At 64.9% G+C, this 23,381-nt stretch carries 20 protein-coding genes and 1 pseudogene; 9 read left to right on the top strand and 12 right to left on the bottom strand.

Annotated features, from left to right (window positions below):
• Nucleotides 1-115: 115 nt before the first annotated feature.
• Nucleotides 116-1,021 (bottom strand): type I pantothenate kinase, encoded by a 906-nt coding sequence (coaA, locus tag NJLHNGOC_RS08045; protein WP_239021420.1) that lies wholly within the window; start codon nt 1,019-1,021, stop codon nt 116-118.
• Nucleotides 1,022-1,396: 375 nt separating this feature from the next.
• Between coaA and NJLHNGOC_RS08040 the strand changes: the two genes are divergently transcribed.
• Complete coding sequence (locus NJLHNGOC_RS08040; protein ID WP_113595915.1) at nt 1,397-2,719, top strand: glycerate kinase type-2 family protein; 1,323 nt, start codon at nt 1,397-1,399, stop codon at nt 2,717-2,719.
• A gap of 21 nt (nt 2,720-2,740) precedes the next feature.
• On the opposite strand, the gene NJLHNGOC_RS08035 is transcribed toward NJLHNGOC_RS08040, so the two are convergent.
• From NJLHNGOC_RS08035 to NJLHNGOC_RS08025, 3 genes are all read right to left on the bottom strand, one after another.
• Nucleotides 2,741-3,136, bottom strand: coding sequence for a hypothetical protein (locus NJLHNGOC_RS08035; protein WP_239021410.1), 396 nt, complete (start codon nt 3,134-3,136; stop codon nt 2,741-2,743).
• Between the two features lie 101 nt (nt 3,137-3,237).
• The gene (gene recA, locus NJLHNGOC_RS08030) at nt 3,238-4,278 is read right to left on the bottom strand and encodes a recombinase RecA (protein WP_110526721.1); all 1,041 of its coding nucleotides are present in this window, start codon (nt 4,276-4,278) and stop codon (nt 3,238-3,240) included.
• 239 nt (nt 4,279-4,517) lie between these two features.
• Nucleotides 4,518-5,975, bottom strand: a complete 1,458-nt coding sequence (locus NJLHNGOC_RS08025) for a gamma-glutamyltransferase (protein WP_113595982.1) — start codon at nt 5,973-5,975, stop codon at nt 4,518-4,520.
• A 324-nt stretch (nt 5,976-6,299) separates the two neighbouring features.
• Here NJLHNGOC_RS08025 and NJLHNGOC_RS08020 point away from each other — a divergent pair, with 324 nt between their 5' ends.
• Nucleotides 6,300-7,013: a DsbA family protein gene (locus NJLHNGOC_RS08020; RefSeq protein WP_239021419.1), complete on the top strand. Its 714-nt coding sequence runs from the start codon at nt 6,300-6,302 to the stop codon at nt 7,011-7,013.
• Between the two features lie 7 nt (nt 7,014-7,020).
• Nucleotides 7,021-7,575: a GNAT family N-acetyltransferase gene (locus NJLHNGOC_RS08015; protein ID WP_113595914.1), complete on the top strand. Its 555-nt coding sequence runs from the start codon at nt 7,021-7,023 to the stop codon at nt 7,573-7,575.
• Nucleotides 7,576-7,746: 171 nt separating this feature from the next.
• Here the strand turns inward: NJLHNGOC_RS08015 and hemA are convergent, their stop codons facing one another.
• Nucleotides 7,747-9,042 carry a 5-aminolevulinate synthase gene (gene hemA, locus NJLHNGOC_RS08010; RefSeq protein ID WP_113595913.1) on the bottom strand — a complete coding sequence of 432 codons (1,296 nt, stop codon included), beginning with the start codon at nt 9,040-9,042 and terminating at the stop codon, nt 7,747-7,749.
• Nucleotides 9,043-9,288: 246 nt separating this feature from the next.
• Nucleotides 9,289-9,807, bottom strand: a complete 519-nt coding sequence (locus NJLHNGOC_RS08005; RefSeq protein ID WP_165837885.1) for a hypothetical protein — start codon at nt 9,805-9,807, stop codon at nt 9,289-9,291.
• A 275-nt stretch (nt 9,808-10,082) separates the two neighbouring features.
• On the opposite strand from NJLHNGOC_RS08005, the gene NJLHNGOC_RS08000 reads away from it, so the two are divergent.
• The 3 genes and pseudogenes from NJLHNGOC_RS08000 to NJLHNGOC_RS07990 all read left to right on the top strand — a co-directional run bounded on the left by NJLHNGOC_RS08000 (nt 10,083) and on the right by NJLHNGOC_RS07990 (nt 14,359).
• Nucleotides 10,083-12,092: a transketolase-like TK C-terminal-containing protein gene (locus tag NJLHNGOC_RS08000; protein WP_408890693.1), complete on the top strand. Its 2,010-nt coding sequence runs from the start codon at nt 10,083-10,085 to the stop codon at nt 12,090-12,092.
• Between the two features lie 19 nt (nt 12,093-12,111).
• A complete protein-coding gene (gene gap / locus NJLHNGOC_RS07995) occupies nt 12,112-13,134 on the top strand; it encodes a type I glyceraldehyde-3-phosphate dehydrogenase (protein ID WP_113595911.1) in 1,023 nt (340 codons plus the stop codon).
• Nucleotides 13,134-14,359: pseudogene (locus tag NJLHNGOC_RS07990) on the top strand (phosphoglycerate kinase). The gene gap and the pseudogene NJLHNGOC_RS07990 overlap by 1 nt, the downstream one beginning before the upstream one ends.
• A 253-nt stretch (nt 14,360-14,612) precedes the next feature.
• Here NJLHNGOC_RS07990 and ftsY read toward each other — a convergent pair.
• The 4 genes from ftsY to NJLHNGOC_RS07965 all read right to left on the bottom strand — a co-directional run bounded on the left by ftsY (nt 14,613) and on the right by NJLHNGOC_RS07965 (nt 18,156).
• A complete protein-coding gene (gene ftsY / locus NJLHNGOC_RS07980; protein WP_113595910.1) occupies nt 14,613-15,605 on the bottom strand; it encodes a signal recognition particle-docking protein FtsY in 993 nt (330 codons plus the stop codon).
• A 1-nt stretch (nt 15,606) separates the two neighbouring features.
• The gene (gene mtaB / locus NJLHNGOC_RS07975) at nt 15,607-16,857 is read right to left on the bottom strand and encodes a tRNA (N(6)-L-threonylcarbamoyladenosine(37)-C(2))-methylthiotransferase MtaB (RefSeq protein WP_113595909.1); all 1,251 of its coding nucleotides are present in this window, start codon (nt 16,855-16,857) and stop codon (nt 15,607-15,609) included.
• The gene (gene dapF / locus NJLHNGOC_RS07970) at nt 16,854-17,678 is read right to left on the bottom strand and encodes a diaminopimelate epimerase (RefSeq protein WP_113595908.1); all 825 of its coding nucleotides are present in this window, start codon (nt 17,676-17,678) and stop codon (nt 16,854-16,856) included. Before dapF ends, mtaB begins: the two co-directional genes overlap by 4 nt.
• Before the next feature lie 76 nt (nt 17,679-17,754).
• Entirely contained in the window at nt 17,755-18,156 is a 402-nt protein-coding gene (locus NJLHNGOC_RS07965) for a VOC family protein (RefSeq protein ID WP_113595907.1), read from the bottom strand.
• A gap of 142 nt (nt 18,157-18,298) precedes the next feature.
• Here NJLHNGOC_RS07965 and NJLHNGOC_RS07960 point away from each other — a divergent pair, with 142 nt between their 5' ends.
• The 3 genes from NJLHNGOC_RS07960 to NJLHNGOC_RS07950 all read left to right on the top strand — a co-directional run bounded on the left by NJLHNGOC_RS07960 (nt 18,299) and on the right by NJLHNGOC_RS07950 (nt 21,449).
• The gene (locus tag NJLHNGOC_RS07960) at nt 18,299-18,946 is read left to right on the top strand and encodes a class I SAM-dependent methyltransferase (protein ID WP_113595979.1); all 648 of its coding nucleotides are present in this window, start codon (nt 18,299-18,301) and stop codon (nt 18,944-18,946) included.
• 149 nt (nt 18,947-19,095) lie between these two features.
• On the top strand, nt 19,096-20,967 hold the full coding sequence (locus NJLHNGOC_RS07955; RefSeq protein WP_113595906.1) for a hypothetical protein: 1,872 nt from the start codon (nt 19,096-19,098) through the stop codon (nt 20,965-20,967).
• Nucleotides 20,968-21,122: 155 nt separating this feature from the next.
• Entirely contained in the window at nt 21,123-21,449 is a 327-nt protein-coding gene (locus NJLHNGOC_RS07950) for a hypothetical protein (RefSeq protein ID WP_239021409.1), read from the top strand.
• 151 nt (nt 21,450-21,600) lie between these two features.
• Here the strand turns inward: NJLHNGOC_RS07950 and NJLHNGOC_RS07945 are convergent, their stop codons facing one another.
• A complete protein-coding gene (locus NJLHNGOC_RS07945) occupies nt 21,601-22,347 on the bottom strand; it encodes an ABC transporter ATP-binding protein (RefSeq protein ID WP_113595977.1) in 747 nt (248 codons plus the stop codon).
• A gap of 17 nt (nt 22,348-22,364) precedes the next feature.
• Nucleotides 22,365-23,375 (bottom strand): FecCD family ABC transporter permease, encoded by a 1,011-nt coding sequence (locus NJLHNGOC_RS07940; protein ID WP_113595905.1) that lies wholly within the window; start codon nt 23,373-23,375, stop codon nt 22,365-22,367.
• Nucleotides 23,376-23,381: the final 6 nt, after the last annotated feature.

The raw sequence follows: 23,381 nt of genomic DNA, 5'->3' as shown, positions 1-23,381 counted from the left end.
TCTGCCTGCAATGACGACAGGGGACCTTCGGGTTCCCTGTTTTTTTGGGGGGTATTTCCCCCAAGCCTTTCCCCCGGACCGTCACATGCGCCGCACGACCCTCGTCAGGACATCCTCAGATCTGGCGCATCCAGACCGTGCTGACGCTGTGGCTGGGTCCCTTGCGCAGGATCAGCCGGGCGCGTTCGCGCGTCGGCAGGATGTTTTCCTCCAGATTGGGCAGGTTGATGCGCCGCCAGATGTCGCGTGCCACCTTTTCCGCCTCCGGCGGGGTCAGGTCGCGATAATGATGGAAATAGGAGGTCGGCTTGCGAAAGGCGGTCTGCTGCAGGAACTGGAAACGCTGCACGTACCATCTTTCGATATCCGCCGTATCGGCATCGAGATAGATCGAGAAATCAAAGAAATCCGAAGCCATGAAGGGCTGTTCGGAGGCGGTCTGGAGCACGTTCAGCCCTTCAAAAATCAGGATGTCGGGCTGGTCCACCACCTGATAACGGTCGGGAATGACGTCATAGGCCTCATGCGAATAGATCGGCACCTGCAGTTCGCGCTCCCCGCCCTTCAGCGCCGCCAGGAAGGCGATCATCTGCCGCAGGTCGTAACTTTCGGGAAAGCCCTTGCGTCCCATCAGGCCCCGTTCCTGCAGCACCCGTGTCGGCAGCAGGAAACCGTCCGTCGTCACCAGCGACACGTTGGGATGATCGGGCCAGCGCGACAGCACCGCCTGCAGCAGGCGCGCGAACGTGCTTTTGCCCACGCCCACGCTGCCGGCGATGCCGATGATGAAGGGCACCGTCCGGCGCGGCGCGCCGAGAAAGGCGCTCTTGACCATGTTGTTCAGGCTGCGGCTGGCAAGGACATGCAGGTTCAAAAGGCGCGACAGCGGCAGGTACACCTCCGCGATGTCCTCGAGGGAGACGGGTTCGTTGTGGCCGCGCAGGGACGCAACGTCCGCCTCGCTCAGGAACTGGGGCACGTTGGCACGCAGGGCCGCCCATTCCGGGCGGGGGAAAATCATGTATGGCCGGGTCGCGGCATATGACGGGACCTGCGGCGTGGCGGGACTGTTACCCTTTACGCTCTCCAAGGGCCGCTCTCCTCCTGATGGCGGAACCGGGCACGGATGTCCGGATCACGACCGGCGGCGTAACATCATACCTTTCCCCGATCCAGAGCCACCGGCCCCAATTTCGCGTGTGCATGCCCGCAGGGCGCATCCGATGGCCCCACCTGATACAGTCGTGAAAATTGTGACACGCCCTCCCCCTTGCCCCGGCCCCATGCGTGGCTTTCATGAAAGGAAAGATGCCATCCCGCCCCGCCACGCCCTCATGCCACGTCGCCCGACAGCCACCCATCCCGCCTTTCCCGCACGACGGAACCTTTCATGACCATGCCATCCGCCCCATCCTCCCCCGCCGACCGCGCTGTATCCGGAGGACATGAATGGCACGATGACAGCGCGCGTCTGGCGCTGCGGCGGATATTCGACGCCGCCGTACGCAGCGCCCTGCCCGAACGGGTGCTGGCCCGCCACCTTCCGCCGCCGCCACGCGGCCAGTGCGTCGTGGTGGGCGCGGGCAAGGCCGCGGCCTCCATGGCGGCCGCGCTGGAACAGGCATGGCACGATGTCCCGATGCGCGGCGTCGTGGTGACGCGGGACGGGCACGTTGTCCCCACGTCGCGCATACGCGTGATGGAAGCCGCCCATCCCGTCCCCGACAGCCGGAGCGAGGACGCCGCCCGCGCCATGCTGGAGGCCGTGCGGGGGCTAGGGCCGGACGATCTGGTCATCGCCCTGATTTCCGGCGGGGGATCGGCATTGATGGAACTTCCCGCGCCCGGCCTGACGCTGGCGGATTTACGCGAGCTCAATCAGGCGCTGCTGCATTCCGGGGCGGATATCGCGGACATGAACCTCGTGCGCCGTCACCTCTCGGACATCAAGGGCGGGCGCCTTGCCATGGCGGCGGCACCTGCCCCGGTACTGACGCTGGCCATCAGCGACGTGCCGGGGGACAGCCCCCTGACCATCGCCAGCGGGCCGACGGTGCCCGACCCGACAACCCCTGCCGAGGCACTGGCGGTGCTGCAACGCCGCGACATCACGGTAACGCCCCGCATCCTCCATGCGCTGGCGCGTCCCGCCCCACCCCGCGCCCTGATGTCGCCCGCCAGCAGGTATGTCCTGATTTCCACCCCCATGATGGCGCTGAAAGCCGCGGCGGATGCCGCGCGCGGCCTTGGCCTGACGCCGCTGATCCTTGGCGACGCGCTGGAAGGGGAAAGCCGGGAAGCCGCGATCATCATGGCCGGCATCGCACAGTCCGCACGCCACCACGACGTCCCTGTGGCCGGGCCTGCCGTGCTGCTGTCGGGTGGGGAGACGACCGTGACAATCCGCGCGCGCGATGGGGCGCCGGGGCGCGGGGGACGCAATACGGAATTCCTCCTCTCCCTCGCCCTTGGCCTGAAGGGGGAGGCCGGGATCTGGGCCATTGCTGGCGACAGCGACGGCATTGACGGGACGGAGGACGCGGCGGGCGCCATCATCACCCCCGACACGCTGTCACGTGCCCGCATGCTGGGGCTGGACCCGCGCGAAGTGCTGCACCGCCATGACAGCTATACCCTGTTCGACGCCACGGGCGATCTGGTGCGGACCGGCCCCACGATGACCAATGTCAACGATATCCGCGCGATCATGGTGCTGTAGGCACACACAGGGCAGAACGCCTCAGTTCGCGCCATTGCCCTTCGGCTTGCCATAGCTGACCTGGGTATCGGGGACGACGAAATGCTTCCCGTCCTCCTGATCCTGGTCATCATCGTCGCCTGCCTGCGCAGGGTCATAACCTGACGAGATCATCTGCATCGCCGCGGCATCGGGCATGGGATGATAGGCTTCGGTCGCGGCATCCGGGTCGGGGTCAACCCGCGGGAGCCGGCGCACATGCCCGGCGGCGGAGGCCTGGGCCGGTGGCGCCCGCACTGTCGTGCCGTTGGCGCGATGCCCGCCGATCGGGGGCATCGCCTCATCCACATCGACCGGATCGGTGGGGTCCCCGTGCATCGTATCAGCGCACGATGACAGGCACAGCAATACCCCGATCATGACAAGACGCGATTTCATATCCGCACAGTATCATCCCGCATCAGCACACAAAGCATGATTATTGCATATCCAGCCGTCACGCCACGGTGACGCTCGCCGATGCGGGAAAGAAGCTGTTCCTATTCGGCGTCATCTTCGGGACCGACCAGCATGGCTTCCGCCACCACGCCGGCCTGTTCACGCACGCGGCGTTCGATGTCGGCCGCCATTTCGGGATGATCGCGCAGGTACTGCTTGGCATTTTCACGCCCCTGCCCGATCCGCTGGCTGTCGCAGGAGAACCAGGCCCCTGATTTTTCCACGATACCGGCCTTTACGCCAAGGTCGATCAGCTCACCCATCTTGCTGATGCCTTCGCCATACATGATGTCGAATTCCACCTGGCGGAACGGGGGCGCCATCTTGTTTTTCACGACCTTGACGCGGGTCTGGTTGCCCACGACCTCGTCCTTGTCCTTGATGGAGCCGATACGACGGATATCCATGCGGACGGAGGCATAGAACTTCAGCGCGTTACCGCCTGTCGTCGTCTCGGGGCTGCCGAACATGACGCCAATCTTCAGGCGGATCTGGTTGAGGAAGATCATCATCGTGTTCGAACGCGACACCGATCCCGTCAGCTTGCGCAGCGCCTGGCTCATCAGGCGGGCATGCAGGCCGACATGGCTGTCGCCCATGTCGCCCTCCAGTTCCGCGCGGGGAACAAGGGCGGCGACACTGTCGATCACCAGCACGTCGATCGCGCCGGAACGCACCAGCGTATCGGCGATTTCAAGCGCCTGCTCGCCAGCATCGGGCTGACTGATGAGGAGGTTGTCCACATCCACCCCAAGCTTGCGCGCATATCCCGGATCAAGCGCGTGTTCGGCATCGATGAAGGCGCAGGTGCCGCCTTTTTTCTGAGCCTCGGCAATGGCGTGGAGCGCCATCGTCGTCTTGCCCGAACTTTCCGGCCCGTAGATTTCCACGATGCGGCCACGCGGCAGGCCACCGATGCCAAGGCCGATATCCAGCCCGAGCGAACCGGTGGAAATCACGTCCACCTCCGTCTTGGGCCGTTCGCCCATGCGCATGATGGAGCCCTTGCCGAAAGCGCGTTCAATCTGGCTCAGAGCGCCTTCGAGAGCCTTGCCTTTATCAATACCCGGAGCCTGTGCCATGGCCTGCCTACCTTTTCGACGAAGCTGTGTTTCGCGCATTCCATGTTCCCGTATCGGGGCGGCACAAGAACCCGCCGGGCATGACCGTCATGCCCGCGACCCTGCTGTGCATGGAGGCTGCGTTGCTCCATCCTATATGGAACAAAACGGGACCATTTACAACCGTGCCCCTGCCTGCAACCCGCCCCTGTCATCCATTATCGCGTTGCCCTGTCCCCGCCATGCGGAGCGGACGGTCCCTATCGCGGTCCGACCGCAAGGCCGGTTTCACGTGGGTCAGATCCTGCGACACAGCTTGCCCCGTCACCCGGCAGGCCACGGGGGCAGGCAATCGCATTGACGCGACCCTCGGCCGTAACCGCGCGCGACGCGGGCGCCTGCCCTGACAGGACCAGCTTCATTTCCTCAGCCACGGCGGCGGCGGCGTCGTTCTGTCCCGACCCGGCCACGGCGGCGCGGAAGGCGTGCCCGTCGCTGGCGATGGCGGCGGACAGCAGCGGGGCGGGCATCCGCGCGGGCGATGCCGCCAGCACGATGCCGGTGTTTCCCGCGATACGCCCCGTACCGAACAGGTTGTCCATCGTCAGGCTGCATGCCACGGCCATGCCGGCATGATCCACCACGGCAAAGGAGGTCGAGGCCGGAAGGGGCGGCAGGCTGCCGCTGCCTGACGCGCCCGAATCAAGGAACGCCTGCGCGCGGGCGGTCTGGTCATCGACGGTCTGCTTGCCCTGCGTATCGCCACCGCGCGCGCGCCAGGCCGCAACACTTCCCTGCGACAGGGCCTCGGGGCTGCCCTGTCCGGCAAGCAGCGCGCGGAAGGCGACCGCGCTGCCCAGGCCGCCATCGGCGGGCGGCGGCAGGAAGGCAACCGTCAGGCCACCGCCCGCATTGACATGCAGCGGCAGGCGTTCGGACGGGATGGCGGCGCGCAGGTCACTGGTCTGCAGCCCGCCGCCCGCCGCCTGGCTGCCGGCGCTAAAGGACTGCGCCAGCGCGCCGTTATACATGTCGCCCACGCCCATGCTGCGGATCTGTTCCAGCACACCGGACAGGCGCGTCTGCACCAGGGCGTCGCCTTCCACCAGCGCCGTGCCGTCGGTGCGGCTGAAGATCGCGCGCATGCCCGCATCCGCCAGCAGCGCGCCCTGCACCGTGGCAAGGTCGCTGGCAAGCTGGTGGCTGACATTGATCCCGTTGGCGGCCAGCGATATCGCGTCCGGCAGGATTTCACCGAACGACGTGGTGCCATACTGCAGATGCATCAGGTACATGCCACGCGCCAGCATCGGCACGGCGGCGGGACGGTCGGCATGGGGCGCGCCGACGATCCCCTCGGTCGTGCCCGCGCGCGGGGTAAAGACAAAGGCCCGGCCGCCATCGGTGTCGCCAGGACGATAGGCCAGGCACGCGCCCCCCGATCCCATCGACGCGCGCGACGGCAGCGTGACCGCCAGCGCCATGCCCATGGCTGCGGCAGCGTCCGCCGCGTTGCCGCCGCGCGACAGGATATCGCGCCCGACCATGACGGCCTGCGGTTCATCGGCGGCGACGGTCCCCACCAGCGCCCCGGGCGAAGGACCGAACATGTGGGTTACAAGACGCAAGGGAGAGGCGGGATGGCTGCATCCGGTCACGGACACCGCGAGCATTGCCGAAAACGCAAGTCGTACGGCCCTGCGTGCAGGGGATTTCATGGAATGCTCTGGCACGCGTGTTTTTCTCCATATCGACCACGACAGCATGCGCCACGTCACGGGCTCTGCCACAAGCCATGACACCGGCACACCGGGACATTCCGCCATTAGCGGTCTTGCGCGCCCCCGGCAACAGGCCACATGAGGAGGCAGGCCGCATCTTTCCCATCCCGTCTTCTTTCTTTACCTCGCTGCTTCCTCTACACAACCCCCATCCTGACCGATCAACGGAGGCCGCCCGTGCCCATATCCAACAGCATCCGCCGGCTGCGCCGCCTGTTTCCCGCCGCAACGGCAGCCGCACTCCTTGCGGGGACGTCCTGCATCCCCACCCCGGGATTTGCGCAGGGTGCCGCCACCGACGTCTTTTCCCCCGCGCAGCGCAAGGCAATCGTGGAAATCGTGCGCAACGCGCTCAAGACCGATCCCACCATCCTGTCCGACGCCATCACCTCGCTGCGCCAGAATGCGGCCAACCAGCAGCAGCTCTCGGCACAGCAGGCACTGGCGGCCCATCGTTCCGCCCTGCTCAACCCGGCGGCGTCGGATGCGATCCTGGGCAACGCGCAGGCCAAGGTAACCGTCGTCGAATTCTATGACCCCCGCTGCCCCTACTGCCGCAAGGTGCTGCCGGATCTGGATCGCATCGTCGCGGAGGACAAGGATGTCCGCATCCTTGAAAAGGTGGTGCCCGTCCTGGGACAGGGCAGCCTGATCACGTCGCAGGCGCTGGTCGCCGCCTTCGAGGAAGGGGGACAGGGCGCGTATTTCAAGCTGCAGCACGCCATCATGACCGATTCCGCCGCCCCCACGGTCGAACGGATGCGCACCCTGGCCAAGCAGTGCGGGCTTAACGCCGACCAGCTGGCCAAGGACATGAACAGCCCCAAGGTCACCGCCATCCTTCAGGCCAACATGGAGCTGGGCCATGGAATCGGACTGGATGGCACGCCCACCTTTGTCATGAACGCCCGCCAGATCATCCCCGGCGCCGTGGATTACGACGAACTCAAGCAGGCCATCGCCCATACCCGCTGATCCTGACATGACCAGAACGGCGGCCTTTGCCATCCGCCCGGCCGCCCCCGGCGACGCCATCGCCCTGCCGGACGTGGAACGCTCGGCCGCCAGCCTGTTTGGCGCGATCCCCGCGCTGGCGTGGCTGGCGTCGGGCGATGTGTGCAACATCGAAACCCACGCCGCCTGCATCGCGCAGGGCACGTGCTGGGTCGGGGTTGACGCAAAGGGTGGAATCGCAGGCTTCCTGAGCGCCCGCCCAACGGGTGACAGCCTGCACATCATCGAGCTTTCCGTCCGTCAGGATGCACAGGGACATGGGCTGGGGCGCAGGCTGCTGCATGCGGCCATGCAATGGGCGCGCCATGCGCCACAGGCGGCAGGACGCCTGACGCTGACCACGTTTCGCGACGTTCCGTGGAACGCGCCATTCTATCGCAAGATGGGATTCGAGGTCATGGACCGGCCATCGCCGGAACTGGCGCGGATGCTGGAAGAGGAAGAGGCCCACGGCTTCCCGCCGGGGTCACGCTGCGCAATGCAGTGGCGCGCGGGGGATGAAAAGACTGTTCGGAACAGTTAATCGGCAGAAAATAATAAAAGTTTTTGGGTGTCGCCTTTTTTCAAAAAGGCGACGTTCTCTCGAAGCTTTTTGAAAAAAGCTTCACCAAAAACTTCTTCATGACTGACAGGCCGTTTCAGGACCTCCATCCTTGAAACAGCCTGTCAGTCATCGGATCAGTGGATCATCTGATCACCGGGCGGGTTCAGCCACCTTTTCGCCCACCGCCGCAGGGGCGGTCGTGCGGATTCCCATCAGGGTGGACAGGGCGGCAACCATCTGGTCCATCATCGCATCGGTATGGAACGGCCCCGGCGTCAGGCGCAGGCGCTCCGTCCCGCGGGGAACGGTGGGATAATTGATCGGGGTCGCATACAGTCCGTATTCGTTGAGCAGACGGTCGCTGAGTTCACGGCAGCGCTGCGCATCGCCCACCGGGATCGGGACGATATGGCTGGGCGTCATGGTAAAGGGCACCCCGGCCTTGCGCAGGCGCGCGCGAAAGGCATTCACGCGCTCGAACATCCTGTCGCGCCGCCATCCGTCCTTGCGCACCTGACGCACGCTGGTCAGCGCGGCGGCGACAACGGCAGGCGGCAGCGCGGTGGTGAAGATGAAGCCCGACGCGGCCAGGCGCAGATATTCGATAATCTCGCTTGACGCGGTGACATAGCCGCCATGGACGCCAAACCCCTTGGCCAGCGTGCCCTCGATGATGTCCACCTGATCGGCCACGCCGTCGCGTTCGGAAATCCCGCCACCCTGCGCGCCGTACAGGCCGACGGCATGCACCTCGTCCAGATAGGTCATGGCGTTGTACTTGCGGGCCAGCGCGCAGGTCGCGGCGATATCGGAAATGTCGCCGTCCATGGAATACACGCTTTCGAACGCGATCAGCTTGGGCGCGTCGGCGGGGGCCGCCGCCAGCTTGGCCTCGAGGTCGGCAAGGTCGTTATGTTCGAAAATCACCGTGGTGGAACCGCGCGCGCCCTTGATCCCCGCGATCATGGACGCATGGTTCAGCCGGTCCGAAAAGCAGATCCAGCCCGGCATGCTCGTCAGGATCGTCTGCAGGCTGGCCTGGTTGGAGACATAGCCCGAAACGAACAGCAGCCCCCCTTCCTTGCCATGCAGGTCCGCCAGTTCGCGTTCCAGCGCGGTATGGAGCGGGCTGGTCCCCGCGATGTTGCGCGTGCCCCCCGCGCCCGCGCCATGTTCGCGGATCGCGGCGATCGCGGCGTTCATCACCACGGGTTCGACGCCCATGCCCAGGTAATCATTCGCCGACCAGACCACGACCTCGCGGTCATGGTCGCATGCGGGGGTGGCCGGCGTCGCGGGGGCTTCTTCCTGTTCATAGACGGGATAGCGATCCGCCTCGCGCGCCAGCGGCGTGAACTGGCGATAGCGACCCTGCGTCCGGATATCCGCCAGTGCCGTGCGGCAGAACCTGTAGAATGGATGGCCGTCCGAATGATTACTGGACACTGATCTTCCTTTCCATGCGAACTCGTTCCATGCCCACGACCAACCGTCATTCCACCCGGGGGCACGGGCCCCCACGTGTCATCGGCGACGGGTTTCACCGTGCGATCTTCCACGGCATGGAACGGCAATGTCACGCCCCACGGGCCGGATTACTTCATATCCACCCAGTATTATATGCCTTCGGCCGCCGGGTCACCATGGCTGGGCTGTCGTGAAATTTAAAAAATCTCCACTTTTGACACGCGGCTAGCGCACATAGATGCGAATTACCGGCGCGCTGGCGGCGCGGTCCGTCGTGGCCGTCATCTCCATCTGGGCCGGGTCCGCCCCGTCCTGGACGATTTCCGCCGCGACGGATTGCGCGTCCGTGGTGACGACATGCGACAGCAGGGCGGCCTGTTCATCGGCGGTGCCGGTGTCGGGAATGACGCTGACGACGGTGAACAGCACATTGGGCTTGCGCGCCAGTGCGTCCGCCACGCCCTTTTTCAGGTCGGCCTGCCACTGCGCCACGGGCGTTCCGGCCATGATTTCAATCAGGGGCGGGACATGGCGCACCTGCGTGGGCGGTGGCGGCGGGATCACCACGCGCGGCGGGTCCCCCGCATGGGGATTGAACGTCTTTTGCCCCACCAGCGTGCATGCCGGCAGCCATGACAGGCTGGCGGCAAGGGCGACACGGACGGCAGGCGGCGCGAAGCGGCGTGATGCAGGCATGATCGCAAAGCGATACAGCATCCACGATACGGGGCAAGGGGCGGGCACGATATTTCCATTCCTCCAGCCCGCCGTCGCCTTCGCGCGGGCATCGCGACGCGATCGGGGCTGACGCGCCATCTGCGGGGTGCGAAACGATCAAACGCCTGTGACCGGCGACGGGTCGCGCCCCATGCAAGGGGACTTGCGATCAGGAAGCATCATCCTGTAGTCGTTGAGGGATCACGCGATGCCCGACATGACTGGCGCGGCACGACACCCTGTCCGCCACCGGCACGTCCGCTTTCCTTCATGAACCCCACAGGTGGATCAGGCCATACGGCATGGAACAGCCCAGCAATACCCGACCTGCGCATACCGGCCCCACCGCCCCCGGTCCCGTTTCCCCAGATTCCGGCGCCCCCATGGCCCGCGCGCCACTGGACCAGACAGGGCGCCTTGCCGCCGCCATCCGGCAGTTCGTCCGCACGCACGAACCCGACAGCCACCACGTCATCCATGCCTGCGCGATGGCGACGGCCTGCGCCGTGCTGTGGAGCCGGTATCTGAGGTTCGATCCCGTCGCCCCCTCATGGTTCGACCGCGACCGTTTCGTGGTGTCCTCGGTGCGGTACCGCACCCTCGTCAACGCGCTCGTCTCCCTGTCGGGACAGGCGGCGCTCAGGACCGGGGATGCCCCCCATCCGGCAACGACCATGGGCTTCGGCCCCAGTGGTCAGGGCCTGGGCGCGGCCATCGGCATGGCCATGGCGGAACAGCACATGGCCGCGCGTTTCGGGCGCACGCTGGTCAACCACCGCATATGGGCCATCAGCTGCTGGTCCGAACTGTCCACCGGCGTGGCGCTGGAGGCGGCGGCCCTTGCGGGACAGATGGGACTGGAACGCATCACCGTCCTGGTGGGCCTGTCGGAACATGAACGCGTGCAGGCGGAGGCCGCCCTCCCCCGCTATGCCGCGTCGGGATGGTCGGTGCGCAAGGTGGCGGCGGACCAGCCCGACCAGATCGCAACGGCACTCGCGGCGTCCATCCGCACGCACCGCCCCTGCCTGATCGCCTGCCTGTCGCCGCCGCCCGTGGCCGAAACGGACGAACCGTTCGTGGATGATCCGGGGCTGTGGGCTTCCGCATCGCGACGCGGGGCAACGGCCCGGCGGTCGTGGCTGCGGCGGCTGGGCAAGGACCGCCAGCGCATCGATTTCGAGCGCATCATTTCCGGACAGCGTCCCGCCCTGTGGCATACGGACTGGCGCAGGTCATGGCAGGGGGCCGGACGGCACCATGCGTCCCATCCCGCGCTGCCGACCACCAGCTATGCCCGGCGGGGGCTGGATATCCTGCGCGAACTCCTGCCCGAAGTGCTGTGCCTGCGCTCGCGCCTCGGGCTTGCGTCGGGCGGCAACGTGGCGCATGGGCCGACCGCCCTGCCGACGCGATGCGACACCCAGGTGCATGGCATGGCGGCGCTGCTGAACGGGATTGCGATGCATGGCGGCTTCCTGCCGTGCGGGACGGCGACCTTCGTGGCGGTGGACCGCATGCGTCCCGCCCTGCGCTTTGCCGCCATGATGAAACGCCAGGTGATCTATTGCCTGACCGACGGGGGCCTGTCGCCCGAAGAGGACGGTCCGGCATGGCTGCCGGTGGAGCAGCTTGCCAGCCTGCGCGCCATGCCCAATGTCGCGGTTTTCCGCCCGGCCACGCGGCGCGAAACCATGGAATGCATGGAACTGGCCCTTGACCGGACGGACGGGCCCAGCCTGCTGACGCTGTATCCGTTCATTCCCGCCGTTGACGTCGCAAGTGATGCAACCCTGCCCGAGGCCCCCGCGCTGACGAACCAGTGCGCGCGCGGCGGCTATGTAGTGGCCGAGTCCCCATCGGCGCGGCAGGTGACGCTGATCGCCACGGGGCAGGAACTGGCAACCGCGCGCACGGCGCAGCTGATGCTGCGCGAACGCGGAATTGGCGCCGCGCTGGTGTCCCTGCCATGCTGGGAACTGTTCGCGGCGCAAAAAATATCCTATCGTGAAAGGGTGCTGGGAACGGCACCCCGGATCGGCGTGGAAGCCGCGTCCGGTTTTGGATGGGAACGCTGGCTGGGACAGGAAGGGGCATTCATCGGGATCGATGGTTTTGGCAAGGACGCGCCTGCCGATGGACAGCAGGGCCGCAGCGGCGCCATCCAGCCCGAACATATCGTCGCCAGGGCAATGGAGCTGATCCATGCCGCCGACAACAGCACCCAGGCCCATGGCCAACGCCATCGGCCGCATGACGGGGATCTTCCTTTTTCGGGCGCGTCCATACGAAACGCTGCATTACAGAACTGACCTTAACGGAGAATAAGAAATGGCTGTCAAAGTCGCGATCAACGGTTTCGGTCGCATAGGTCGCCTCGTCCTGCGCGGAATTATCGAAAGCGGACGCACGGATGTCGTCCCTGTCGCCATCAACGACCTCGGCAGTGTCGAGGCGAACGCCCACCTCCTGTCCTATGACAGCGTGCATGGCCGGTTCCCGGCCGAAGTCCGCGTCGAAGGCAGCAGCATCATCATCAAGGCCAATGGCCGCACCTATGACCCGATCCATGTCTCGGCCGAGGCTGATCCGACGAAAGTACCGTTCAAAGGCGTGGACGTGGCCATGGAATGCACCGGCCGCTTCACCGACAAGGAAAGCGCCTCGCAGCTGATCCGGGCGGGCGCGCGCAAGGTCATCGTCTCCGCCCCCGCGTCGGGTGTGGATGCGACGATCGTCTATGGCGTCAACCAGGACGTGCTGACGTCCGACATGACGGTCATTTCCAACGCATCATGCACGACCAACTGCCTTGCCCCGGTGGCAAAGGTGCTGGACGACGCCTTTGGCATCGAATGCGGCTACATGGTCACGATCCATTCCTATACCGGCGACCAGCGCACGGTCGATACGCTGCACAAGGACCCGCGCCGGGCGCGTGGCGCGGCGCTGAACATGATCCCGACCTCCACCGGGGCGGCGCGCGCCGTCGGGCTGGTCCTGCCGCACCTGAAGGGACGCCTCGACGGGACCGCCATCCGCGTGCCGACGCCCAACGTCTCGCTCGTCTCGCTCGACTTCGTGCCGACGCGCGCGCCCTTCTCCGTCGAGGACGTGAACGAGGCCATGCGCAAGGCCGCCGCCGAAGGGCCGCTCAAGGGGATCCTTGATTACAACACCGCCCCGCTGGTGAGCTCGGACTTCAACCATTCGGTTGCTTCCTCCACCTTCGACGCGACACAGACGGCGGTGATCGACGGCGGAAAGCTGGTGCGCATCTGCAGCTGGTATGACAACGAATGGGGCTTCTCCAACCGTATGTCCGACACTGCCGCGCTGTTCGGGTCCCTGTAATGGCTACCGTTGCTTTCAAGACGCTGGATCAGCTTCAGCCCGCAGGCAAGAAGGTTCTTCTGCGTGCGGACCTGAACGTTCCGGTACAGGGGGGGCAGATTACCGATGCCACCCGCCTGCTCCGCCTTTTGCCGACCATACAGGAACTGGCGCAGAAGGGCGCGCGCGTCATCGTCGTCAGCCATTTCGACCGCCCCAAGGGCCAGCGCGTGCCGGAAATGTCGCTTGCCCCGATTGCCGATGCGCTTGGCGACGCGCTGGGCCGTCCCGTGACCTTTGCCGCGGACTGCGTCGGTCCCGTCGCACAGCAGGCGGTGGACGCCATGCAGGACGGGGACGTCGTGGTTCTGGAAAACACCCGTTTCCACCCCGGCGAGGAAGCCAACGATCCCGAACTGGCAAAGGCGCTGGCGTCACTGGCGGATTTTTACGTCAATGATGCCTTTTCCGCGGCCCACCGCGCCCATGCCTCCACCGAGGGCGTGGCACGCCACCTGCCGTCCTTTGCCGGACGCCTGATGGAGACGGAGCTGAACGCGCTGAACATCGCGCTGGAAAATCCCGAACGCCCGGTGGGCGCGATCATTGGCGGGGCCAAGATCTCCACCAAGCTGGACCTGATCGGCAACCTGCTGGAAAAGGTGCAGGTGCTGATCATCGGCGGCGCGATGGCCAACACGTTCCTTGCGGCGCAGGGCGTGAAAGTCGGGCGTTCCCTGCAGGAAGGGGAGATGCATGACACCGCGCGCGCCATCCTGGCGAAGGCCAGGGAAAAGGGGTGCGAGGTCGTGCTGCCGGTCGATGCGGTGACCGCGACCGAATTCAAGGCCAACGTACCCACGCGTGTTGTCGCCATCGACGCCATCCCGGATGACGCGATGATCCTTGATATCGGCCCGCAGACCGTGCGTGACCTGTGCACGCGCATCGCGACGCTGAAGACGCTGGTGTGGAACGGCCCGCTGGGTGCGTTCGAAATCGCGCCATTCGACGCAGGCACGAACGCCGTGGCGCAGNGAGGTCGGCCGCCTGACGCAGGAAGGCAGGCTGAAAAGCATCGCNGGGGGGGGGCGATACGGTATCCGCCCTGCGCCATGCCGGCGTAACGAAGGAGATTTCCTATATCTCTACCGCCGGTGGCGCTTTCCTTGAATGGCTGGAGGGCAAGACCCTGCCGGGCATCATGGCGCTGGAATCCATCTTCGAGCGCGCATTGCCGATCTGATCGGTCGCCTGCCGCCGCCCGGATGGGCGCGGGGATCATCCCTGACGGGGTGGTCCCCTTTTTTGTGCCTATTTGGGATCTTCTTTTTGCGGGGAACATTGAGGCAAAAAGAACTTCCGAATTCTGCCATTCAGCAGACTACAGATAAAAGCTTTCGGGTGCCGCCTTTTTCCAAAAAAGCGGCGTTCCCCGAAGCTTTTTGGAAAAAGCTTCACCAAAAACTTCTTTTTGTTTTCAGTCTGTTATCGGCTGCTCATTCCGCCGGAGGATGGGCATCTTCCTTCCCTTCACTCTCCTGCGGCGGGGCTTCGCGATCGATCACCTTGATATCGTCGCCCACCAGTCCCTGCGCGAACGCCTGCGCGGAGAAGGGACGCAGATCCTCGGCCTGTTCGCCAACGCCCACCATGTGGACCGGCAGGCCGAACGCATCCGCCAGCGCCACGACAATGCCGCCACGCGCCGAACCGTCGAGCTTCGTCACCACCAGCCCGGTGACATTCACCAGTTCCTTGAACACGCGCACCTGTTCCATCGCGTTCTGGCCGGTGGTGGCATCCAGCACAAGCAGGACGGAATGGGGCGCGGTTTCATCGAACTTGCGCATCACGCGGATGATTTTCGCCAGTTCCTCCATCAGCGCGCCCTTGTTGTGCAGGCGCCCTGCGGTATCGACCAGAAGCAGGTCCGCCCCTTCGGCCTTCCCGCGCTTCAGGGCCTCGAACGCAAGGCCGGCGGCATCGGCATTGGGGGGACCGGCAATGACGGGCGCGCCAACACGCTCGCCCCAGACCTGAAGCTGTTCGACGGCTGCGGCGCGGAACGTATCGCCCGCGACCATCATGACCTTCTTGCCCTGTTCGCCGTAATAACGGGCCATCTTGCCTATGGTCGTGGTCTTGCCCGTGCCGTTGACACCCACCACCAGCACGACATGCGGCTTGTGCGCGGGATCGGGTTCGAACGGGATGGCGACGGGTTCGAGGATCTTCGCGATCTCTTCCGCCAGCGCGGTGCGCACTTCCTCATCCGTGACTTCCTTGCCGAATTTGGAGGTGCGGAAGGAATCGATGACCTTCGCCGCGACATTCGGCCCCAGATCAGCGGAAATCAGCAGATCTTCGAGATCCTCCAGCGCCTGATCGTCAAGCTTGCGCCGCGTGAAGACCGCGCTCAGCCCGCCGCTGAGTTTCTGGGTGGAGCGCGACAGCCCCGCCTTGAGTCGTGAAAAGAAACCAAGAGCCATATCAGGGTAATTCCGCCACCAGTCCGTTATCGTCAAAAGCCACGGGCCGTACCGTTTCGATCCGTCCCGCCTCCGACGGCGCAACGCCATCGGCCAGCCGCACGGGGGCGAATTCCTCGGAATGCCCGCTGGTCCGTGTTTCCATCAACACCCGCAGGGGCCGCCCCAGGAGGCCCGCGTGATAGGCACGCGCCGCCTGCGCCCCCGCAGCCCGCAGCCGTGCGGCACGTTCGCGACGCTGCGCCATGGGAATGGCGGGCATCCGCGCGGCCGGCGTGCCGGGACGTTCGCTGTAGGGAAAGACATGCAGGTAGGGCAGGCCCTGGCGTTCAATGAAATCGAGCGTTTCGTTGAACAGGGCCTCGTCCTCCGTCGGAAAGCCGGCGATCACGTCCGCGCCGATGCCGATTTCGGGACGCAGGCCGCGCGCCCGGTCGATCACGGCCGCCACGTCCGCCGTCAGGTGCCGCCGCTTCATGCGCTTGAGGATCATGTCGGATCCCGCCTGCAGCGACAGGTGCAGATAGGGCATGAAACGTGCCTCATGCGCCAACAGTTGCCACAGATCCTCGTCTATTTCCACCGGATCGACCGACGACAGCCGCAGCCGTTCAAGTTCCGGCACCAGCGCCAGCAGCCTGCGGCACAGTTGTCCCAGCGAAGGCTTCCCCGGCAGGTCCCCCCCCCACGAAGTGATGTCCACGCCCGTCATCACCACCTCGCGGTAACCGGATGCCACCAGCGCGCGCACCTGTTCCACCACGACGCCCACGGGGACGGAGCGCGACGGCCCGCGTCCGAAGGGGATGATGCAGAAGGTGCAGCGATGGTCACATCCCTGCTGCACCTCGACAAAGGCGCGGGTGCGTCCGGCGAATTCGGTCACCAGATGCGGCGCGCTTTCCCGCGCGGCCATGATGTCGGAAACGGCGTTACCCTGCGACAGGGCGGTCTCGCTCCAGCTTTCGGCGGCAAGTTTTTCCCGGTTGCCAAGGACGCGCGTCACGCCGGGAAGCGCGGCCCAGCGTTCGGGATCGATCTGCGCAGCACAGCCCGTCACCACGATCCGCGCATCGGGCCGGTCGCGATGGGCGCGTCGCACCGCCTGGCGCGCCTGACGTTCGGCCTCGGCCGTGACGGCGCAGGTATTGATGATGACCACATTGTCGAGGCCGGCCGCATGGTTGCGCATCACCTCGCTTTCGTAGGTGTTGAGCCGGCAGCCGAAGGTCAGGATTTCAGGCTTTTTCATCGGGGATAGGTATCCAGCGCCACAAGGCCTGTGAAACTCAGCACGGCGGGTCCGCTCATCAGCACATGTCCATCGGTTTCGCGCCATGTGACCGACAGCGCGCCGCCATCCATTTCCACCCGGCATGTCCGATCAAGCAGTCCGCGCCTGACACCATTGACCACCGCGGCGCAGGCCCCGGAACCGCAGGCCAGCGTCAGCCCCGCGCCGCGTTCCCACACCCGCAGCCGCATTTCCCGCGCGGAACGCACCTGCGCGAAGCCGATATTGGCGCGTTCGGGAAACAGCGGGTCATGTTCCAGCAGCGGCCCGCGCTGGCGCGGGTCCGTCATGTCGTCAGGGGACAGGAATACGGTGGCATGCGGGTTGCCCATCGACGCGGCCGCCGGTTCGCCCCACAGCGGCAGGCGCAGGGTATCGACCTCATGCGACAGGGGAATGTCGCGCCATCCCAGCGCGGGGGGACCCATGTCGACGGTGATCATGCCGTCATCCCCGATTTCGGTGCCCAGCAGGCCCGCGCGCGTCTGAAGAACGGGGGCCGTAATCCCCGCCTCGCGCCCGATCAGGGAGGCGACACAGCGCGACGCATTGCCGCACGCGCCCGATTCGCTGCCATCGGCATTGAAAAAGCGCACGAACACGTCCGCCCCTTCGCGGCAGGCGGGACGCAGGAGCACGAACTGGTCGCACCCGATCCCCCTGAACCGGTCCGAAAGCGCGGCAATGCGCGCGGGCGTCAGGTCCAGACGGCCACGACGTTCGTCCATGACGACAAAATCGTTCCCAAGGCCGTGCATCTTGTAAAAGCTGGTTTCCATCTCCGCCCTATATACGGCACATCACGCCCCGGCGCGAACACGATCGCGCCGTCCGCGGCTCCCCGCTGACGCGTTTTTACAGAAAACGCCCCGGCGCGCCACGCTGCAGCACCTCGATACGGTAACCATCGGGATCGGTGATGAAGAAAAACCGCCCGACAAACCGTTCCCCGCAATACATGTCCCTGATCGGCAGCGGCGACAGGCCCGCCTTCTCCAGCCGGGCATGTTCGGCATCCACGTCCGCAACCGAAACCGCCAGATGCCCATACCCGTCCCCAAGGTCATAGGGACGGTCGCGATCATGATTGACCGTCAGTTCCAGTTCGAACGTCTGTTCGTCATTCGCAAGATAGATAAGCGTGAACGTGTCGAACACAAGCCGGTCCACCGGTTCAAGTCCAAAGGCACGCTTATAGAACGCCTCGCTGGCGCGGGCATCGCGCACGCGGATCATGGAATGGATCATTCTCGCCATGCCTGTGATTTCTCCTTTCTGGCAATCTGTCGTAAATGGCTGCCACTGACGGCGTTGCCAATACGCCGTGGCGTCCTTTCACGCACGACGGAACGTGCAGGCGACCGGCCGTTTCGTCCCACCCGTCGCATGTGGCACATTCATGAACGATCTGCACGGCTTTCACCCTGGTGCCTTCGTCTGCGCGTCATCCGAATCCGATACCGCCTTCTGGTCCACCCGTCCGTCCGGACCGATGCTTGACGCGGGGGCGTGCACGGCGGTCACCGCGCTGTACCGCACCATGCTGCCCGAAGGGGGGCGGATACTCGATCTGATGGCCGGAAGCGACAGCCACCTGCCGGCGGACGTTCCCTTTGACGAGGTCATCGGCATCGGGGTCGAAGCCCCGGCGCTGGAGGCGAACGGGCGCCTGACCCAGCGGATCGTCCAGGACCTGAACGAAACGCCCGAACTGCCGCTGGCCGATGAATCCCTTGACGCCGTGTGCCTGTGCGATGTCGTGCCCTATCTGCGTCAGCCGGTGGCGCTTTTTCGCGAAATCGCCCGGGTCCTGCAACCCGGCGGCTTAGTACTTGTCACATACGGTAACGGTTTTGTCGCACAAAAAGCCGTCGCACTGTGGCAGGCACTTGAGACAGACGACCGGCAGCGCCTTGTCCGCATCCTGATGCAGCGCGGCGGATTCGAACACACCGATACCGGCAGCGTGGCGCCCCCGCCCAACGATGCCGTCTGGCACGACACGATCTATGGCGTTACGGCCCGGCGGGAGGGCGATATAATATAAATACAGGCTGGCCCGCAGCCCTTCTGACTGCCATATATTACAAAGTGTAAAAATATTCTTCTTAAAAGAAATTATCATTTACGCCTGTGTCGGGAAATGTTTTGACACACAATAGTCTTGACCCGTAGTCCGAGGCCCACTGGTAATATATGCGGAATTTTTCTTCCCGTCCCGCTGGCTGGCTCTGCCTGTCAGGCGCGCTGCTGCTGTGCTCTTTCATCGTGCCTGTCTCGGCCAGCCGGGCGGAAGATGATCCGGAATCGCTCGATATCATGGAGCGCCAGATGGAGCGTCTCCAGCAGCAGCAGATGGAACTGCAGCGCGACCTGATGACCATGCGCAAGCAGATCGCCCAGCACCGGGCACATCTGGGCGGTTCCACCGGCACGGGTGGTCATTCATTGCAGGTATCCGGCAGCGCGGGCCACGTGCGTGGCGGCTGGACCCCGCAGGAAGGGCAGCCGACCGCCATGGGCGAACGCATGCCCGCGTCGATGGGCCGGCCCCATATCGGCGGCCATTCCGACAATCCCAACGGATCGTTCATCGACACGCCGACATTTGAATCCGTCGTCGCCCACCGTGACGAGGACCTGATTTCGCACATGGCCAACAACAATGTCGGCCCGCACACCCGCGAAACCGTGGGTGCGCAGTCGGCAGGCGCGCTGGGCAGCAAGGTTTTCCATGCCGGTTCGGTCTCCATCATCCTTGGCGGCTTCTTCGACGCCGCCGCGGTGGAGGAAAACCGCCATGTGGCCTCGGGCATCTTCAATTCGTGGGCGAACATTCCCTTCCACAACAGCCCCAATTTCCACACTGACAACTTTACCGGCGATGCGCGTTACACCCGCTTCTCCCTGATGGCGCGCGCGCCGCTGAACGCGCACACGACCGTCGCGGGATTTGTCGAAAGCGATTTCGGCGCCAGCGCGGAAACGACCAATCCGTATGAAAGCAACTCCTATGTTCCGCGCCTGCGGCAGGCTTACCTGACGCTTGATGACGCAAAGCGCGACGTGCATTTCCTGATCGGGCAGGCATGGACGATGCTGACGCCTGATCGTGTCGGCATCATCCCCCGTCAGGAAAGCCTCCCGGAAACGATCGAATCCTCCATCCTTGCCGGGCAGACATGGACGCGGCAGTGGCAGGTCCGCATGGTCAAGGACTTCCTGCAGCATCGCCTGTGGACGGGCCTGTCGATTGAAAATCCGGCCACGATTTACGACACCACCGGCTTTGGCGCCTATAACGGCAGCGACAATGGCGAATACGCGCTGCCCGGCAATGGCAATTACGCCAAGGTGGGGTCGAACGGCGTGGGCCTGACCGGGTCGACCACCAACTATTCCAACGAAATCGCCCCTGATGTCATCGCCAAGGTGGCATGGGACCCGTCATGGGGCCATTATGAAATGGAAGGCATCGTCCATTTCCCGCATACCCGTTCGGTTGTCGATGGCGTGGGCGAAAACCATACCGCCGTGGCATGGGGCGGCGGCGGGTCCATGATCCTGCCGGTCATTCCGCATCATCTGGAAATACGCCTTGCCGGTCTGGCGGGAAAAGGCATCGGCCGTTACGGCTCGGTCCTGCTGCCGGATACGACGCTGAAGGAGAATGGCGCGCCCGGCCTGCTGAGCAGCGCGCAGGCCACGGCGGGCGTGATCGCCCATCCGAACAAGCTGTTTGACGTCTATGGCTATTTCGGGATGCAGCGTTCGGGCCGCAACTATTTCGATGCCGATGGCTCGGCCTATGGCTATGGCAACCCGATGTCCGACAATACCGGCTGCTGGAGCGAAACGTCATCCGCCGCCTGTACCGCCAGCATCAAGTCGGTGGAGGAATTCACGATCGGCGCTTGGTACCGCTTCATCAAGGGCAAGTACGGCACGGTACAGGCGGGCACGCAGCTGGCCTATTCGCGGGTGCATACATGGGGGGCGATTGGCGGATCCCCCACCACAAGCCTGAGCGAAATCTTCTTTGATTTCCGCTATCTGCCGTTCCAGTAATCGCCCTGCGCCGTCGCCGGGGCAGATAGGACGGGCAACGCCTTGCGCCAGACAGGAAAAAAGGGGATGTTGCCTTTCCTGTCTGGATGAGGCGAAAGGTCGGAACACTCATGTCGGTAAAGCTGCGACACTGGTTGATCGCCGGAAGCCTTGGAATGGGAATGGTGCCGGCCGTCCTGTCGTGCCCCGCCGCCATGGCGCAGGAAGATCAGGACGAAGCCGCGTTCAAGCGTCACCAGTCCCTGCATGAACTTGCGCGTCATCCCCCCGCGCCCCATCTGCACATGGATTACGGCCAGTTCCGTTTCATTCCCCCCGGCGACAAGATCAAGGAACAGCCTGACGTCAACAGGCTGCTGTTCTGGACGCAGCATGGCGAACCCGACGGCTATGCCGAACGGCATGGCGGGGCGATCGTGTATTACGACCGGACGGGCAAGGCGGTACGCGTCGATAACGTTCCGCTTTCAGGTGCCCGTTAAGAGGCTGTTTGAAGAACAGTAAAAGTTTTCAGATATCGCTTTTTTCAAAAGGTGAGGTCTTCATGATGCTTCTGGTGGAAAGCTTCGCCAGCAACCTTCATGACATCAAGGTCTGACCGGGGACTGTCCCGTACAAACAGCCTCCAGCCCCCTATCCTATTGAAACATCCGTAATCCCGGCAGAATCCGGCCCGGCGTCGCGTGCATACAGTCGCGCGATACCTTCTGCATCGAGCACCTGGGCGGCCGGTCCGCTTTCCATCACGCGGCCATGGCGCAGCAGCACCGCATGATCGAACGCCACCGCGGCACGCAGCGGGTCGTGCGTTGTCGCCATGATGGCATATCCATCGGTCGCAAGTTCCCGCAACAGGCCATACAGCCGCTGCTGCTGCCCGTAATCCAGCCCGGTTTCCGGTTCGTCCAGAACCAGTATCCGTCCCCCCTGCGCCAGCGCGCGGGCGATCAGCACGGCCTGACGTTCCCCACCGGACAGGTCGGTATAGGGACGTTCCGCCAGATGGGAAATCGACAGCCGCTCCAGCGCCTCCGTCACGATGGCCATGTCCTCCCGCCCGACATGCCGGGCAAAGGGCGAGTACGACACCCGCCCCAACGCCACCACGTCACGCACGATATAGGGAAACAGGGACATGTGCCCCTGCGGGACATAGGCAATGCGCCGCGCGATCTCACGCCGCGCGCAGGTCGACAGGTCCCGCCCATCCAGCACGACCCGCCCCGTATCGGGCCGCAGCAGGCCCAGCAGCAGACGCAGCAGCGTACTCTTCCCCGCGCCATTGGGCCCCAGCAGGCCCGTCATCCGTCCCGCGCCTATTTCCAGCGAGACATCATCGAGCACACGCCGCCCCTGTCGATCCAGGCCGACATGGTGCATGCCCAGCACCGCCTGCGTCACAGCCGCCACCCCCGCCGCAGCAGGCGCAGGACCGAGATGAAAATCACCACGCCCAGCAGGTCCGTCAGCAGCCCTACAGGGATCTCCTCCACCGACAGGCACCGCGCCAGATCATCGCAGATCAGCAGGAACATCGCCCCCAGCCCCGCGCTCAGCGGCACGACGCGGGCATTGCATGGCCCCGCCAGCAGGCGGGCGACATGCGGGATGATCAGGCCGATCCAGCCGATCATGCCTACCGCCGAAACCGTCAGCGCCGAAAGGCCGGTGGCGATGCCGATCGTGCCATAACGCAACGCCACGACCGGCACGCCAAGCGTCCGTGCCTCGTCATCGCCCATCGCCAGCGCGTCAAGCATCCGCCCGCACGCCGACAGCGCGACAATCCCCGCCAGCACCGGCCCGGCCATGATTTCCAGCCGCAGGACATCGACCTGCGTCAGGCTGCCCAGAAGCCAGAAAACGATATCGGGCAACTGCTGCTGGGGATCGGCGACATATTTCAGCATGGACATCAGCGCGGTGAACAGCGCGGAGCTTATCAGCCCCCCGAAAACCAGCATCAGGACCGAGGCGGCATCGAACATGCGCGCGATCCCCACGCCGAACGACACGGCCATGATACCGCCCGCGAACGACAGGGCCTGCACGCCCAGTGTCCCCATGTTGGTGACAATGCCCAGCGCCGCGCCAAACCCGGCCCCCGCCAGCACGCCCAGCAACCCGGGCGAGACAAGGGGATTGCGGAACACCGCCTGATACGTCGCGCCGGACACCGACAGCGCCGCGCCAACGCAGACCGCCGCCCCGATACGCGGCAGGCGCGCGCCCGTCAAAACGGCATGCACCATGTCATATTGTGCGGGGGACAGGGCATGCCCCCCCATGGCCGTCACAATGAAGCGGGCAATGACGCCGGACGCGATGGCATAGCGCCCCAGACAGGCCGAAACCACGACACACAGCACAAGACCACCCGACACCACCCACCCGGCATGGCGTTCCATCACATG

Origin of the sequence: Novacetimonas cocois (assembly GCF_003311635.1) — a bacterium.
Classification (GTDB): domain Bacteria; phylum Pseudomonadota; class Alphaproteobacteria; order Acetobacterales; family Acetobacteraceae; genus Novacetimonas; species Novacetimonas cocois.
Note: the sequence above shows the minus strand (reverse complement) of the source record. Positions and strands in the feature narration are given on the sequence as shown.

Bases quoted from the DNA above. Each gene is read 5' to 3' on its own strand.
- gap (WP_113595911.1), top strand. From the start codon at position 12,112: ATGGCTGTCAAAGTCGCGATCAACGGTTTCGGTCGCATAGGTCGCCTC.
- NJLHNGOC_RS07950 (WP_239021409.1), top strand. From the start codon at position 21,123: ATGGGAATGGTGCCGGCCGTCCTGTCGTGCCCCGCCGCCATGGCGCAG.
- NJLHNGOC_RS07965 (WP_113595907.1), bottom strand. From the start codon at position 18,156: ATGGCGAGAATGATCCATTCCATGATCCGCGTGCGCGATGCCCGCGCC.
- NJLHNGOC_RS08015 (WP_113595914.1), top strand. From the start codon at position 7,021: ATGACCAGAACGGCGGCCTTTGCCATCCGCCCGGCCGCCCCCGGCGAC.
- coaA (WP_239021420.1), bottom strand. From the start codon at position 1,021: ATGATTTTCCCCCGCCCGGAATGGGCGGCCCTGCGTGCCAACGTGCCC.
- NJLHNGOC_RS07960 (WP_113595979.1), top strand. From the start codon at position 18,299: ATGAACGATCTGCACGGCTTTCACCCTGGTGCCTTCGTCTGCGCGTCA.
- NJLHNGOC_RS08040 (WP_113595915.1), top strand. From the start codon at position 1,397: ATGCCATCCGCCCCATCCTCCCCCGCCGACCGCGCTGTATCCGGAGGA.
- mtaB (WP_113595909.1), bottom strand. From the start codon at position 16,857: ATGAAAAAGCCTGAAATCCTGACCTTCGGCTGCCGGCTCAACACCTAC.
- NJLHNGOC_RS08025 (WP_113595982.1), bottom strand. From the start codon at position 5,975: ATGAAATCCCCTGCACGCAGGGCCGTACGACTTGCGTTTTCGGCAATG.
- ftsY (WP_113595910.1), bottom strand. From the start codon at position 15,605: ATGGCTCTTGGTTTCTTTTCACGACTCAAGGCGGGGCTGTCGCGCTCC.
- NJLHNGOC_RS08035 (WP_239021410.1), bottom strand. From the start codon at position 3,136: ATGAAATCGCGTCTTGTCATGATCGGGGTATTGCTGTGCCTGTCATCG.
- NJLHNGOC_RS08000 (WP_408890693.1), top strand. From the start codon at position 10,083: ATGGAACAGCCCAGCAATACCCGACCTGCGCATACCGGCCCCACCGCC.
- NJLHNGOC_RS07955 (WP_113595906.1), top strand. From the start codon at position 19,096: ATGCGGAATTTTTCTTCCCGTCCCGCTGGCTGGCTCTGCCTGTCAGGC.
- recA (WP_110526721.1), bottom strand. From the start codon at position 4,278: ATGGCACAGGCTCCGGGTATTGATAAAGGCAAGGCTCTCGAAGGCGCT.
- NJLHNGOC_RS07940 (WP_113595905.1), bottom strand. From the start codon at position 23,375: ATGGAACGCCATGCCGGGTGGGTGGTGTCGGGTGGTCTTGTGCTGTGT.
- dapF (WP_113595908.1), bottom strand. From the start codon at position 17,678: ATGGAAACCAGCTTTTACAAGATGCACGGCCTTGGGAACGATTTTGTC.
- NJLHNGOC_RS07945 (WP_113595977.1), bottom strand. From the start codon at position 22,347: ATGCACCATGTCGGCCTGGATCGACAGGGGCGGCGTGTGCTCGATGAT.